Origin of the sequence: Actinomadura darangshiensis, assembly GCF_004349235.1 — a bacterium.
GTDB classification, from domain to species: Bacteria; Actinomycetota; Actinomycetes; order Streptosporangiales; family Streptosporangiaceae; genus Spirillospora; species Spirillospora darangshiensis.
This window is the reverse complement of record NZ_SMKY01000246.1, coordinates 1-13,222: the sequence shown is the minus strand read 5'-3', so window position 1 is coordinate 13,222 and position 13,222 is coordinate 1. Positions and strand designations below refer to the sequence as shown.

Below are 13,222 nucleotides of genomic sequence, written 5' to 3'. Positions count from 1 at the left end.
GGGTGGCGGCGGGGTGGGAGCATGCCTCGTCTCCTTGGTTGAAGGTTCAAACATGAACTAGCAGAACGCTAGCAGAGGTAATTCAAATTCAGACCATCTAGAAACTTCAAGACTGTTTTCATGCCAACTAGAATCACCGTATGAACGAAGCGGGGGACGCCCTCTCACCACGCGAGCTGCGCGCCTGGGTGGCCTTCCTGACCGCCGGCCACCTCATGGACCACGAGATCGAGCGGCAGCTCAAGCGGGACGGCGGACTGTCGCACGCCGAGTTCGAGGTGCTGGTGCGACTGCGGTCGGCCGAGGGCAACCGGCTGCGCATGTCGGACCTGGCCCGCGAGGTGATGGTGTCGAAGAGCAGGCTCACCTACCAGGTCACGCAGCTCGAACGGGCCGGGCTCGTCAAGCGCACCGGCTGCGAGTCCGACCGCCGGTCGGTGTGGGCCGAGCTGACGCACGACGGCGCCGAGGCGCTCGACAAGGTCCGGCCGGGGCACCGCCGCGTCGTCCGCGAGGCCCTGATCGACGTCCTGACGCCGGCGGAGATCGACCTGCTCGGGGACGCGCTCAGCCGCGTCGCCGGCCGCCTCCGGGAACGGTAGCGGCGCGACTCGGCTAGCGTGACCGACCGGCGGAGGACACCGGCGGCGGGAGCACGGGCATGCGCGACTTCGGGGGGATCGTCGAGGGCTCGCCCGCGCGGACCGTCAGGCCGACGACGGTGGACGAGGTCGTGGCGGCCGTCCGCGAAGCCGCCGCACAGGGCCTCGACCTGGTACCGCGCGGCCTCGGGCACTCGACCTACGGGCAGTCGGTCACCGACGGCGTCTCGCTCGACCTCCGCGGGCTCGCGGGCGTGCACGCGCTCAGCAACGACCATGTGGTCGTCGGGGCCGGGACAAGCTGGCGCGAAGTCCTCGCCGCGACACTGCCGTACGGGGTGACCCCGCCCGTCCTGACCGACTACCTCGACGTGACGGTCGGCGGGACGATCTCGGCCGGCGGCGTCGGCGGGACGTCCCACATCCACGGGGCGCAGGCCGCGAACGTCCTCGACATGGAGGTCGTCGTGGACGGGGAGCCCGTGGTCTGCTCCCCCACCATCCAGCGTTACGTCTTCGACATGGCCCGCGCGGGGATGGGCCTGCACGGCGTCATCACACGGGCGACGCTGCGGCTCGTCCCGGCGCCGGAGCGGGTGCGCAGCTGCACGATTCCGTGCCGCGATGCGGCCGACCTCCTCCGCGTTCAGCGCGAGGTGGCGGCCGAGCACATCTCGGGCCAGGTCAAGCCGTCCGAGGACGGCTGGGCGTTCGAGGCCAAGGCCGTCCTGTACGGGGACCAGGGCGAGCCGCCGCCGGGGACCACCGAGATCGAGGAACTCCCCTACTTCGACTTCTGCGACCGGCTGAGCCCCGACGTGGCGGAGCTGGCCGCGCTCGGCGAGTGGGCCCGGCCGCACCCCTGGGGGATGGTGTTCCTGCCCGGGTCCGACGCCGCGAACGTGATCGAGTCGACGCTCGCGGAGATGGCGCCGGCCGACATCGGGCTCAGCGGCGTCATCCTGGTCAAGGCGCATCAGGTCGGCAACGTCCCGATGCTGGCGGTGCCGGGCGACCCGGTCCTGTTCAGCGTGCTGCGGACCGCCTCGCCGGGCTGCGCCTCCGTCCCGGACATGCTCGCCGGCAACCTCGCCCTGCTCGAACGCGCCGCCGCCGTGGACGGCACCCGCTACAGGGTCGACTCCATCCCGGTGATCGGGTAGGCGGACTGGAACGCGAGGCGTTCGTCGGCTCCGGCGGCGAGCCGGTCGCAGACGTCGTCCAGGTCAATGAAGACCTGCCACTTCTCCTGCCCGGACGCGGCGGCGATCGCGTCAACGACGCGCTGTTCGAGGCCCGGGACGCGCTTGGCCTTCCACACCTTGTCGGCGAGGCTGACGAGCAGGTCGTCGACACCGGCACCGTCCCAGGACGCGTGCGTGCGGGCGAACCGGGCCAGGCGCTCCTCGACGCCGCGCTCGCGGAGCAGGGCGTATCCGGCCTCCTCGTGCTCGGCGCCCGGACCGGACAGCTCGGCCGGGTGCAGCGCCTTGCCGATGTCGTGCGTGGCCGCGCCGAACAGGACGGCCTCCGCGTCCACGGCGAGCGACGGGTGACGCTCCCCGCACCAGGCGACCAGTTCGGCGGCCACGTCGTGGACGGCGCGCAGGTGCGCGGCAAGCCGGGGCGGGGCGTCCAGTTCCATGAGCAGGCGTTCTGCGGGCTCCGGGAGCGGCCGCGGTCCCGTATCGGTCAGCGCACGGGTCAGGGCGGGCGTGGTCACTGGGCCAGCGCGATGACCTCGGCGCCCGGCAGGCCGGCGAGCGCCTTGCCCGGGAGGAGGATCTTGGACTTGCGCAGGCCGCTGCCGATGACGACGCGCGCCGCGGCGGCCACGGCCTCGTCCACCAGGACCGGCCAGCCCTCCGGGAGGCCGACCGGGGTGATGCCGCCGTACTCCATGCCGGTGAGCGATGTGGCGTCGGCCATGGGCGCGAACGACGCCTTGCGGGCGCCGAGATGCTTGCGGACGACGCCGTTCACGTCCGCGCGGCCGGTCGCGAGGACCATGCAGGCGGCGTAGGAGACCTCGCCGCCGCGCTTGGCGGCGACGACCACGCAGTTCGCGCTGGCGTCGAGGGGGACGCCGTAGCGCTCGCAGAACGCGGCCGTGTCGGCGAGTTCCGGATCGATCTCGGCGGCGTCGGCGTCCGGCACGCCGGTGATCGCGGCGGCGACCGGGGCCGCCAGCAGGTCGCGCCGTCCGTCCGCCGGTCCCCAGTCGAGCGTGCCGACCATGTGCCATTCCCCTCTCGTGGTTCCCGGCTCCCACCTTGCCACGGCTCTTGACGCCGGCGCGCGAGCCGTGGTCCAGTGGCTCAGCCACTGGTCCTCTGGAGGTCATCATGCCGTCCTCGCCGATCCCCCGCGACACGGTCGTCGACTCGCTCACCGACCGGCTGCGCGACGACGTGCTGAGCGGCCGCTACCCGCCCGGCTCCTACCTGCCGCCCGAGCGGGACCTGGCCGCCGGCTACGAGGTCACCCGGACGTCGCTGAAGCACGCGATCGTCCGGCTCTCCCAGGCGGGGCTGCTGGAGACGCGGCACGGCGTGGGGACCCGCGTCCGCGACTACGAGCGGCTCGGCGGGCCCGAGCTGCTGCCGATGCTGGTCAGCACGGTCGGCCCGGCCTGGATGGCGGAGATCTTCGAGGTGCGGCGCGAGGTCGGCGCGCAGGTCGCGGCCAAGGCCGCGGCGGGCGCGACGGACGAGCAGCGGGCGCGGCTGCGGGAGCTGGCCGCGCAGGTCCGGGAGGCGGCGGGCGGCGACGCGGCGCAGCTCGCCGAATGCGAGATCCACCGGGTCATCGCGGCGGCCACCGGCAACCGCGTGTACGGCTTCATGGTCAACGCCCTGCTGAACGCCTACCTCGCCGTCCGCGAGGGCTTCGCCCACGCCTTCGCCGACCCGCCCGCCGCCGCGGACCGCCTCGCCCCCCTGATCGACGCGCTGTGCGACGGGGACGCCGGGCGCGCCCGCGCCGCCGCGGCCGCCTACTTCACCGAAACGGAAACGATCATGCTGGACGCCCGATGACCACGCCCACCGGAAAGGTCGCCTCCGGGCGGCGGACGGTGTTCAGCGAGGTCATGGAGGGAGCCCTGCGGCTCGCCGGGGAAGACGGGGAGCGTCCGATGCGGTTGGAGTTGACCGCCTCCCTGCCGGGGATGTTGCGTCCTTGGGGCGACGTGGAGGGCGAGCTGAGCGGGCGCGTCCGCGTGCCGGGGTGGGCGGACGACCATGCGGCGGGGAGCCTGCGGGTGGCGCCGGTCGCGGCGCGGCAGATCCGGTACACGCTGGAGTTCATCGCCGGGGACGGGCGGCGGCTTCGGCTGGATGGATGGAAGACCGTCAGGGCGGGGCGTCCCGTCCGGTCGATGACGGTCCTGCCGCTCACGGTGACGGACGCCGACGGCGCCGTGGTCGGCGAGGCGCGGCTGCGGTTCGACGTGCGCCGGGACATGGCCCGGTTCCTCCGGGGCTTCCGGTTTCCCGGACCCGATCCGATGCGGTCGCGATGGCGCGGGCAGGCCGGACGGCTGGAGGTCTGGTACACGACGCTGACGGATCCTGCGACCGGCACCGGGGTCTGGATCCACCACGAACTGGTCGCACCGGACGAAGGCGAGGCGCGGGCCCACGGCTGGGCGGCTGTCTTCCCGCCCGGAGAGACCCCGGTATTCGGCCGGTTCGGCCCGTTTGGGTGGAGTCATTCCGAAGATGCCGATTTTGCCGCCGGGCCCGTGGTGCAGGGCGGAGGCAGGCTCACGGGGGCGGCCGGTGCGATCAGCTGGGACCTGCGGGAGTCGGGCGGCGGGCCGCCGCTGTTCACGTTCCCGCGCTGGGCGTGGCGGTCGGAGGTGCTGCCGGCGGCGCAGATCGTCCCGAAGCCCGCCGCGGCCTACGACGGTGCCGTGCGGTTCGGCGGCCGGACCCTCGAACTCGACGGGGCGCGGGGCGCGTCCGCCCGCATCTACGGGCACGGGAACGCGCGGCGCTGGGCGTGGCTGCACGCCGATCTCGGCGGCGGGGACGTGTGCGAGATCGTGGCGGCCGTCTCCACGCGTCCGGGGATGGACCGGCTGCCGCCGCTGCCGTTCGTCCGGCTCCGGGTGGACGGCGTCGAACTGCCCGGCGGCGACCCGCTGCTCGCGGCGCTCCGGCTGCGCGCCGGCATCGGGCTGCCGGTCTGGACGGTGCACGGGCGCATCGGTGACCGGCGCATCCACGTCCGGGTGACGCTCCCCCAGGACGAGACCGTCTCGGTCGACTACGCCGATCCGGACGGCGCCCCGGCGGTCTGCCACAACTCCGAGCGCGCCGACGTCCGGATCGTCCTGGCACGGCTGGCCGGGCGCGGCTGGGAGACCGAGCGGGAGTGGCGGCTGGACGGCACCGGGCACGCGGAGGTGGGGCTCCGGTGAGCGCGCTGACCGGGACCGTGGCGGCGCTGCTCGGCATCGAGGACGCCGGCGATCTGGCCCGCGTGTCCGCGCGTGCGGAGGCCATCGGGCGGGCGCTTCCGGCGCCCGCGCGGCTCGGCCTGCGCGCCGGGGCCGGCACCCTCGACACGCTCTCGCGGCTCGCCACGGGACATCGCCTGGACGACCTCGACGCCGACCGCCGGGACGCGTTCTGCGCGCTGCTGACGTCGCGCGAGCCGGCGGCCCGGCTCGTCGAGACGCTGAAGATCCCGCTGCTGCTCGCCGCCGGGACCGAGTTGCTGCCGATCCCCGGGGCGGCCGGGGAGCCTCGTCCCGACGCGCCGCTGGACTGCACGCCGTCCGGCGAATGGCCCGCCTGCTCGACCGCGGACGCCGTCGTGATCGGGTCGGGCGCCGGTGGCGCGATGGCCGCGCGGACGCTGGCGAGGCGCGGCATGTCCGTGGTCATCATGGAGGAGGGACGGCGGTTCGCGGTCGCGGAGTTCCGCGACCGTCCGCCGCTGGACCGGTTCCTCGACCTGTACCGGGACGGCGGCTCCAGCATGGCGCTCGGCCGTCCGCCCGTGCTGCTGCCCGAGGGCCGGGCCGTCGGCGGGACGACCGTCGTCAACAGCGGAACCTGCTACCGGACGCCCGGCCGCGTCCTGCGGCGATGGGCGGCGCTCGGGGTCCCGGTCGAGGACTTCGGCGGGCATCTCGACGAGGTGGAGGCCACGCTGAGGGTCGCGCGGCAGCCGGTCGGGCCGCTCGGCCGCAACGGGCTGCTCGCCCTGGAAGGCGCGGAAAGGCTCGGCTGGCGGGCCGCGCCGCTGCGGCGCAACGCCCCGGATTGCGTGGGCAGCGGGCAGTGCGCGGCCGGTTGCCCTCACAACGCCAAGTACGGCGTCCATCTGAACGCGCTCCCCCAGGCGTGCGCGGCGGGAGCGCGGATCGTGACGCGGGCGCGTGCCGAACGCATCCTGGTCGAACGCGGTGTCGCGGTCGGCGTACGCGCGCACCGTCCGGACGGCACGGCCTTGGAGATCCTCACCCCCCGCGTGGTCGTCGCCGCCGGTGCCACGCAGACGCCGCTGCTGCTGCGGCGCTCAGGGCTCGGCGGGCATCCGGAGCTGGGACGCGGCATGGCCGTGCACCCCGCCACGAACGTCGCCGGACGGTTCGCCGAGCCGGTCGTGTCGTGGTCGGGCGTGATGCAGAGCGTCGGCATCGAGGAACTGCACGGCGACGGGATCCTCATCGAGGCGACCGCGAGCCCGCCCGGCATGAGCTCGTTCCCGCTGCCGGGCGCGGGACGGTCCCTGCGCCGGGAGCTGGAGGACGCCGACCGCCTCGCCGTCCTCGGCGCCATGATCGCGGACGCGCCGTCCGGCCGCGTGCACGGCGCCCGCCACCGCGCGCTCGTCCGCTACGACCTGGCCGGGGAGGACGCGGCACGGCTGCGCCGCGCGCTCGTCGCGATGGGCCGGATCCTGTTCGCCGCCGGGGCCGCCGAGGTGCTCACCGGCCTCCCGCGCCGCCCGGTGGCCCGGGACGAGGCCGAGCTGACGCACGCCGTCGCGATGGCGTCCGCCGCCGACCTGCATCTGGCCGGGTTCCACCCGACGGGGACGGCGAAGCTCGGCGCCGGCGAGGCGCGGGCGCCCGTGGACCCGTCCGGACGGCTGCGGGGCGTGCGCGGCGTGCACATCGCGGACGCGTCCGTCCTGCCGAGCTGCCCCGAGGTGAACCCGCAGCTCACCATCATGGCGATGGCGCTGCGGATCGCCGAGGGGATCGAGTAGGGGCGCCGGGCCCGGACCCGGCGCCCCAGCGGGTCAGGCCGCGGCCCGCACCGCGCCGTGCGGGTCGAGGATGTACTTGCGCGCCGCGCCCCGGTCGAACTCGGCGTAGCCCTCCGGCGCCTGGTCCAGCGGGATGGCCGCCGCGTTGACGTTCCGCGCGATCTGGACGCGGTCGTGCAGGATCGCCATCATCAGCTGCCGGTTGTACTTCATGACCGGGCACTGGCCCGTGACGAAGTAGTGCGACTTGGCCCAGCCGAGGCCGATCCGCAGCCCGAGCTGCCCGACCTTGGCGTTCTCGTCCGGCGCGCCCGGGTCGCCCGTCACGTACAGGCCGGGGATGCCGAGGCCGCCGGCGGCGCGGGTGATGTCCATCAGCGTGTTGAGGACGGTCGCGGGCTGCTCCCCCGCCGACCCCTCCGGGCCGTGGCCGCGCGCCTCGAACCCGACGCAGTCGACGGCCGCGTCCACCTCGGGGACGCCGAGGACCTGCTCGATCTGCTCGGGCACGTCGCCGTGCCGGGACAGGTCGATCGTCTCGCAGCCGAAGCCGCGGGCCTGCTCCAGCCGCCGCGGGTTCATGTCGCCGACGATCACGGCGGCGGCGCCGAGCAGCAGGCAGGCGGTCGCGCTGGCGAGGCCGACCGGGCCCGCGCCCGCCACGTACACGGTGGAGCCGGTGGTGACGCCCGCGGTGTAGGCGCCGTGGTAGCCGGTCGGGAAGATGTCCGACAGCATCGCCAGGTCGGGCAGCTTCGCCATCACGGTGTCGCGGTCGCCGGGGAACCTCAGCAGGTTGAAGTCCGCGTACGGGACGACGGCGTACCGGGCCTGGCCGCCGTGCCAGCCGCCCATGTCGACGTACCCGTACGCCGCGCCCGCCCGTGCCGGGTTGACGTTCTCGCACACGCCCGTATGGCGCTCCTTGCAGTTGCGGCAGCGTCCGCAGGCGATGTTGAACGGGACGCTGACGAGGTCGCCCTCCTTGACGAACTCGACGTCCCTGCCGGTCTCGATCACCTCGCCGGTGATCTCGTGGCCGAGCGTGAGCCCGGCGGGCGCGGTCGTCCGGCCGCGCACCATGTGCTGGTCGGAGCCGCAGATGTTGGTCGCCAGTACCTTCAGGATGGCGCCGTGCTCCAGTTTGCGCCCGTTCTGCTCGGCGAGTTCGAGCTTGGGGTAGTCCAGGTCCTCGACCGTGACCTTCCCCGGCCCCTGGTAGACGACGCCTCGGTTGGTGTCCGCCACGACCTCTCCCTCCACGTTGAGAGTCGGCTCGTCGGCGCCCAGGGCGATGGCCCGTGCCGGTCGTCCCGCCCTCGGGCGTCACGGTGCCCGCGAATCGTACGTCCGGTGCCCTACCCGGTCTATGCCCGTTAGTCCTTTTCTGCGGCGGAGGTTTCAGGAGCCCAGATACCGCAGGACGGCGAGGACGCGGCGACTGTAACCGGCCGCGTGCGACAGGTCGAGCTTGTCGAAGATCGCGTTGACGTGCTTCTCGACCGCGCTTTGCGAGATGTGGAGGTTCGCGGCGATCGAGGCGTTGGTATGGCCCTGGGCCATGTTGTCCAGGACGTCCCGCTCGCGCGGGGTGAGGCGGGCCAGCGGGTCGGCGTGCGTGCTGTGCGCCAGCAGCCGCCGCACCACCTCGGGATCGAACGCGGCGCCGCCCGCGCCGACCCGGTCGAGGGCGTCCAGGAACTCGTCCACCTGCGCGACGCGGTCCTTCAGCAGGTAGCCGACGCCGGTGGTGTCCGCGGTGATCAGCTCGGTGGCGTAGCGCTTCTCCACGTACTGGGACAGGACGAGCACCCCGACGCCCGGCCAGCGCCGCCGGATCTCCAGGGCCGCGCGCAGGCCCTCGTCGGTGTGCGTGGGCGGCATCCGGACGTCCACGACCACGACGTCGGGAGGGCCTTGCCCGCCCGACGCGGCCACCGCCGCGATCAGCGCGCCGCCGTCGCCGACCGCCGCGTCCACCTGGTGGCCCTCCTCGGCGAGCAGCCGCACCAGGCCCTCGCGGAGGAGCGTCGAGTCCTCGGCCAGCATCACCCGCACGGCAGCTCCGCGGTGATCACGGTCGGGCCGCCGCGCGGGCTGTCCACGGTGAACGTCCCGTCCTGCGCGGCGACCCGGCGGGCCAGTCCGGCGAGCCCGCCGCCGGCCGGGTCGGCTCCCCCGGCCCCGTCGTCCTCGATGCGCACGCCGATCATTGTCGCGGATCCCTCGACGGCGACCCGCACGCGGGCGGCGCCGGAGTGCTTGGCGGCGTTGGTGACCGCCTCGCAGACGACGAAGTAGGCGGCGGTCTCGACCGCGTGCGGGGGCCGTCCGGGCACGTCGTACTCGATCGCCACCGGCACCGCGGACCGTTCGGCGACCGTCTCCAGCGCCGCCCGCAGGCCCTCGCCGTCGAGCGCGGCCGGGTAGACGCGCCAGGTGACCTCCCGCAGGTCCGCGAGGGCGCGCTGGGATTCCTCGTGCGCCTGTTTCAGCAGCTCGGACGCCTTTTCGTGGTCGCCGGCGCGGCGGGCGCGCCCGATCAGCATGCCGAGCGCCACGAGCCGCTGCTGGACGCCGTCGTGCAGGTCCCGCTCGATGCGGCGGCGCTCGTCGTCCACCGCGTCCACGACCTCGGCCCGGGTGACCGACAGCTGCGCGATGCGGCGCTCGTACTCCTCCAGCGGGCTCGGCCCGAGGCAGCGCCGCGCCACGCTCTTCTCCAGCGCCACGACCCCGACCAGCCCCTGGACGGCGAGGAAGAGCAGCACGATCCCCACGATCGCGGTGTACAGGACGATCCACCAGGCCGGCGGGATGCCGTCCAGGTAGTCGCCCGTGACCCACCAGCCCAGCGCGAGCCGGGCCCCGGCGGCCGAACCGTAGGCGATCAGCAGCAGGATCACACCGCCGAGCAGCCCGACCGGCACCCGCAGGACGAGGTACGCCAGCGCCTTCAGCGGGCCGTACTGGACGGCCCTGTCCTCGCCGTGGAACATCCTCAGCCGCCGGCGTTCCAGCTCGGTGAGCAACTGGGCGCCGTCCGCGACGACGGTGGGCACCGTCCGGCGGCCGCGCGAGAACGCCAGCGAGTAGGCCGTCAGCAGCGCCGCCGCCGCCAGCAGGACCAGCTCCGCGCCGGCGGTGGCCGCGCCGAGCGCCAGTCCCGCCGCGGCCCGCGCGACGCCGCCCGGCCCGCCGTGCGGCTTAGAAGATGCGATCACGTTCGAATTCTCTGGTCTCCGCTCGATGTGCCCCTGTCCCTGGCTTGCGCGACTTCACGATACGGACGGCGAGGAACACCAGCGCAAGCACCGCGACGACCGCGACCACGGCCTTGGAGTAGACGCCGACGTACTCCTCGACCGTCCGCCAGTTGTCGCCGAGCCCGTAGCCGGCCAGCACGAACGCCGTGTTCCACAGCAGGCTGCCGAGGGTGGTGTAGAGGAGGAACGCCGTCATCCGCATCCGCTCCACCCCGGCCGGGACGGAGATCAGGCTGCGGAAGATCGGGATCATGCGGCCGAAGAGCACCGCCTTGCCGCCGTGCCGCGCGAACCACGCCTCCGTCCGGTCAAGGTCGGAGAGCTTGACGAGCGGCAGCCGGGCGACCAGCGCGCGGATCCGGTCCCGCCCGATCAGCGCGCCGATGCCGTAGAGGGCCAGCGCGCCCACGACGCTGCCGGCCGTCGTCCAGGCGATGGCCGCGGCCAGGCTCATCCGGCCCTGCGCGGCGGTGAACCCCGCAAGCGGCAGGATCACCTCGCTCGGCAGCGGCGGGAACAGGTTCTCCAGCGCGATCGCCAGCCCCGCGCCGGGCGCGCCGAGCTTGTCCATCAGGTCGGTCGCCCAGCCCGCGATGCCTCCGGCGGGCTCGCTCCCGGACGCCGTGTACGCCATTTCGATCATGCCTACGACGCTAGGAACCGGGCGTCCTCCGCCACCATGGCGGACACCGCCGACCCGTCCGGCCGCATCCCGCACCCCCGCCCTGCGGAAAACCGCACCCCTCCGCACCCGGAGAAGGCGTGAAAGCCCTGCCGGGCAAGGCGTTTCGGCCTACGCTAGGGGCCCGCGCCGCCGCCGGGTCCGGGCGTCCGCGGCCCAGAGCAGAAGGAGCCCCGCGTGGCTGATGAGCTTCCCGAGAGCGCGCCTCCGGGCATCGATCCCACCACGCCGACGTTCGCGCGGGTCTACGACTACTTCCTCGGCGGCAAGGACAACTTCGCCGCCGACCGCGAGGTGGCCGACATGGTGATGCAGCTCGTGCCGGAGGCACCGGTGGTCGCGCGGGGCAACCGGGTCGCGATCGAGCGGGCGGTCACCTACATGGCCCGCGACCTCGGGATCGACCAGTTCGTCGACATCGGGTCGGGGCTGCCCACGGCGTCCAACGTGCACCAGTTCGCCCGCACCGCGAACCCGGACGCGCGGGTCGTCTACGTCGACAACGACCCGATCGTCCTCGCGCACGGACGGGCGCTGCTCACCGAGACCGGCGTCGCGACGTTCATCCAGGGCGACCTGTACGAGCCGGAGAAGTTCTTCCGCGACCCGGCGCTGACCAGGCTGCTCGACCTGTCGCGGCCGGTGGGGGTCGTGCTGGCCGCGATCATGCACCATGTGCCGGACGAGCGGGACCCCGCCGGCGTCGTCCGGGCGCTGCGGCCGTTCCTGGCGTCCGGCAGCCACGTCATGCTCACCCACCTGCACGACTCGGGGGACGACCCGCGGGTCGAGGAGGCCAAGCGCATCCTGCAGTCCGGGCTGGGCGGGTCGTACTTCCGCCACTCCTCCGACGTCGAGCGGTTCATGGAGGGGCTGACGATCCTGGAGCCGGGGGTGGCGCATGTGACGCAGTGGCGCCCGGACGGGCCGGTCGGTCCGCTGGAGCATCCCCTGCACACCCAGATGGTGGCCGTGATGGGGCGCAAGGACTGACCTCGGACCCTCGCCGCAGGGCCCATGATCAGGGGATTCAGCGGAGAGTGAAACCCCCGCGGCCGCAGGCGCCCGTCCAGGAGGCTCGGGGGTCCGGTTCCCGCAGGCCGTGCGGTTCCGGACGCGCGACCCGCCCGGTTTCGGGCGCCGGGCCCGGTCATGATCCACGTAAAGAATCTTTTTGATCGACTTTTCGGTTAAGAGCCTTTCTTGTAGCGTTCGCAGCGTTTTGTGAAGTGCATTCATGATCGGACCTCCCCGCCACAAGATCATCTGAGGACGCCGCGATGCCCCTGCCGACAGGCCTCGCCGCGGCCGCGCTCCTGGGCCTGCTCACACTCCTGGCCACCGCGCGGCGCGGCAGGCGCCGACACCGTTCGCAGAGCGAGCACCCCGAGTCGCTGACGGCCGTCCTCGGCCCGGGCGACGAGGAGTACCTCGCGTGGCTGGCCGACCACCACTGGCCGGGGGACGAGTACCTCGATCTGGAGCACGAGTGGCTCACCGAGCTGGAGTTCGGCGAGCCGGCCGGGCACTACGAGTCGCCGATGTGCCCCCAGTGCAACCTGCGCCGCGAGGACGTCTGGCCGTGCCCCACCTGCGGCCGGCTCCTGCACTCCTCCTGCGGCCACGGGATGCGGCGCAGGACCGTCGACCGCCCCTACCGGACGCACGCCACCAACTCCGAGGCCGTCATCGCCGAATGGATCTGCACGGGGTGCACGTCCGTCGTCGGGCTGGACGTCGATCACGGCGGCGAACCGGACGAGGGCCTCTTGCGATGAAACGCCCCGAATGCCCGATCTTTCGGTCGTTCACACGTACTCAAGAGTAAAGAATCCGCCATCCACTTGCATATTTCGGACGCACAGCGGCAGGCTGCACTATGTCCTTAATCACAGGGACACTGTGGAGGAACCCCGTGACCGCTCAGCACGACCTCATCTGCCCGCACGACCCGCCCTGTCCGACGCCCGACGACCTCGACCGCGAGGCCGCGCGCATCATCGCCGCGCACCCCGAGCAGGGGTGGAGCCTCCTCTGCAACGGCATCGTCGTCTTCGAGGACACCGGAGAGCTGCTTCCCGACGGCCGCGTGATCGCCCCGCACCGTCCCACCACGGCCGCCTAGCGCCACGGCAGGTTCCTCCCGCGCGTGATCACTTGATCACGTGCCTGTCGTAGCCGAGCCGGACGAGCTCCTCATACGCCGCCCACGCCGCCGCGGGGACGGGCATCGGCACCTGGAAGCCCCGCTCCGCGTAGACGACCATCCGCTGCAGGTCCCCCACCATCAGCTCGACGAACTGCCGCTCGTCCCGAGCGAACGCGTCGAACCCCAGCTCGGGCGCCGAGACCGTCCACGCGACCTCGGACCACTGGCGCCGCGCGGTGGCCAGCGCCCGGCGCGTCATGTACGGCTTGGCCACCAGGATCCCGCTCCCCACCCC

Annotated in this window: 14 protein-coding genes and 1 pseudogene; 8 read left to right on the top strand and 7 right to left on the bottom strand. The window is 73.4% G+C overall.

Annotated features, from left to right (window positions below; translation table 11 throughout):
• Window positions 1-140: 140 nt before the first annotated feature.
• The gene (locus tag E1293_RS35580; protein ID WP_132202576.1) at window positions 141-602 is read left to right on the top strand and encodes a MarR family winged helix-turn-helix transcriptional regulator; all 462 of its coding nucleotides are present in this window, start codon (window positions 141-143) and stop codon (window positions 600-602) included.
• A gap of 59 nt (window positions 603-661) precedes the next feature.
• Entirely contained in the window at window positions 662-1,765 is a 1,104-nt protein-coding gene (locus E1293_RS35575; RefSeq protein WP_132202574.1) for an FAD-binding protein, read from the top strand.
• Here the strand turns inward: E1293_RS35575 and E1293_RS35570 are convergent.
• Both E1293_RS35570 and E1293_RS35565 read right to left on the bottom strand, forming a co-directional pair.
• A complete protein-coding gene (locus E1293_RS35570) occupies window positions 1,732-2,325 on the bottom strand; it encodes an HDIG domain-containing metalloprotein (protein ID WP_243717031.1) in 594 nt (197 codons plus the stop codon). The genes E1293_RS35575 and E1293_RS35570 overlap by 34 nt on opposite strands.
• A complete protein-coding gene (locus E1293_RS35565) occupies window positions 2,322-2,840 on the bottom strand; it encodes a YbaK/EbsC family protein (RefSeq protein ID WP_132202572.1) in 519 nt (172 codons plus the stop codon). Before E1293_RS35565 ends, E1293_RS35570 begins: the two co-directional genes overlap by 4 nt.
• Before the next feature lie 107 nt (window positions 2,841-2,947).
• Here E1293_RS35565 and E1293_RS35560 point away from each other — a divergent pair, with 107 nt between their 5' ends.
• Genes E1293_RS35560 through E1293_RS35550 form a run of 3 tightly spaced genes read left to right on the top strand, consistent with a single transcriptional unit; the run spans window position 2,948 to window position 6,830 of the window.
• Window positions 2,948-3,640 carry a FadR/GntR family transcriptional regulator gene (locus E1293_RS35560; RefSeq protein ID WP_132202570.1) on the top strand — a complete coding sequence of 231 codons (693 nt, stop codon included), beginning with the start codon at window positions 2,948-2,950 and terminating at the stop codon, window positions 3,638-3,640.
• Window positions 3,637-5,028: a hypothetical protein gene (locus tag E1293_RS35555; RefSeq protein WP_207939277.1), complete on the top strand. Its 1,392-nt coding sequence runs from the start codon at window positions 3,637-3,639 to the stop codon at window positions 5,026-5,028. Before E1293_RS35560 ends, E1293_RS35555 begins: the two co-directional genes overlap by 4 nt.
• On the top strand, window positions 5,025-6,830 hold the full coding sequence (locus tag E1293_RS35550; protein WP_207939276.1) for a GMC family oxidoreductase: 1,806 nt from the start codon (window positions 5,025-5,027) through the stop codon (window positions 6,828-6,830). The genes E1293_RS35555 and E1293_RS35550 overlap by 4 nt, the downstream gene beginning before the upstream one ends.
• A 33-nt stretch (window positions 6,831-6,863) precedes the next feature.
• Here E1293_RS35550 and fdhA read toward each other — a convergent pair whose 3' ends face one another.
• The 4 genes from fdhA to E1293_RS35530 all read right to left on the bottom strand — a co-directional run bounded on the left by fdhA (window position 6,864) and on the right by E1293_RS35530 (window position 10,730).
• Window positions 6,864-8,078, bottom strand: coding sequence for a formaldehyde dehydrogenase, glutathione-independent (gene fdhA / locus E1293_RS35545; RefSeq protein WP_132202568.1), 1,215 nt, complete (start codon window positions 8,076-8,078; stop codon window positions 6,864-6,866).
• Window positions 8,079-8,231: 153 nt separating this feature from the next.
• On the bottom strand, window positions 8,232-8,888 hold the full coding sequence (locus E1293_RS35540; protein WP_165978543.1) for a response regulator transcription factor: 657 nt from the start codon (window positions 8,886-8,888) through the stop codon (window positions 8,232-8,234).
• A complete protein-coding gene (locus tag E1293_RS35535; protein WP_243717029.1) occupies window positions 8,879-10,054 on the bottom strand; it encodes a sensor histidine kinase in 1,176 nt (391 codons plus the stop codon). The genes E1293_RS35540 and E1293_RS35535 overlap by 10 nt, the downstream gene beginning before the upstream one ends.
• Complete coding sequence (locus tag E1293_RS35530; protein ID WP_243717033.1) at window positions 10,038-10,730, bottom strand: DedA family protein; 693 nt, start codon at window positions 10,728-10,730, stop codon at window positions 10,038-10,040. Before E1293_RS35530 ends, E1293_RS35535 begins: the two co-directional genes overlap by 17 nt.
• 225 nt (window positions 10,731-10,955) lie before the next feature.
• Between E1293_RS35530 and E1293_RS35525 the strand changes: the two genes are divergently transcribed.
• The 3 genes from E1293_RS35525 (at window position 10,956) to E1293_RS35515 (ending at window position 12,903) form a co-directional block, all read left to right on the top strand.
• Window positions 10,956-11,771: an SAM-dependent methyltransferase gene (locus tag E1293_RS35525; RefSeq protein WP_132202562.1), complete on the top strand. Its 816-nt coding sequence runs from the start codon at window positions 10,956-10,958 to the stop codon at window positions 11,769-11,771.
• Between the two features lie 287 nt (window positions 11,772-12,058).
• Window positions 12,059-12,556 (top strand): hypothetical protein, encoded by a 498-nt coding sequence (locus tag E1293_RS48860; protein WP_207939275.1) that lies wholly within the window; start codon window positions 12,059-12,061, stop codon window positions 12,554-12,556.
• A gap of 158 nt (window positions 12,557-12,714) precedes the next feature.
• On the top strand, window positions 12,715-12,903 hold the full coding sequence (locus E1293_RS35515) for a DUF5999 family protein (RefSeq protein ID WP_132202578.1): 189 nt from the start codon (window positions 12,715-12,717) through the stop codon (window positions 12,901-12,903).
• A gap of 28 nt (window positions 12,904-12,931) precedes the next feature.
• Here the strand turns inward: E1293_RS35515 and E1293_RS35510 are convergent.
• Window positions 12,932-13,222: pseudogene (locus tag E1293_RS35510) on the bottom strand (ElyC/SanA/YdcF family protein); the annotation flags it as partial.

Bases quoted from the DNA above. Each gene is read 5' to 3' on its own strand.
- E1293_RS35580 (WP_132202576.1), top strand. From the start codon at position 141: ATGAACGAAGCGGGGGACGCCCTCTCACCACGCGAGCTGCGCGCCTGG.
- E1293_RS35575 (WP_132202574.1), top strand. From the start codon at position 662: ATGCGCGACTTCGGGGGGATCGTCGAGGGCTCGCCCGCGCGGACCGTC.
- E1293_RS35565 (WP_132202572.1), bottom strand. From the start codon at position 2,840: ATGGTCGGCACGCTCGACTGGGGACCGGCGGACGGACGGCGCGACCTG.
- E1293_RS35560 (WP_132202570.1), top strand. From the start codon at position 2,948: ATGCCGTCCTCGCCGATCCCCCGCGACACGGTCGTCGACTCGCTCACC.
- E1293_RS35555 (WP_207939277.1), top strand. From the start codon at position 3,637: ATGACCACGCCCACCGGAAAGGTCGCCTCCGGGCGGCGGACGGTGTTC.
- E1293_RS35530 (WP_243717033.1), bottom strand. From the start codon at position 10,730: ATGGCGTACACGGCGTCCGGGAGCGAGCCCGCCGGAGGCATCGCGGGC.
- E1293_RS48860 (WP_207939275.1), top strand. From the start codon at position 12,059: ATGCCCCTGCCGACAGGCCTCGCCGCGGCCGCGCTCCTGGGCCTGCTC.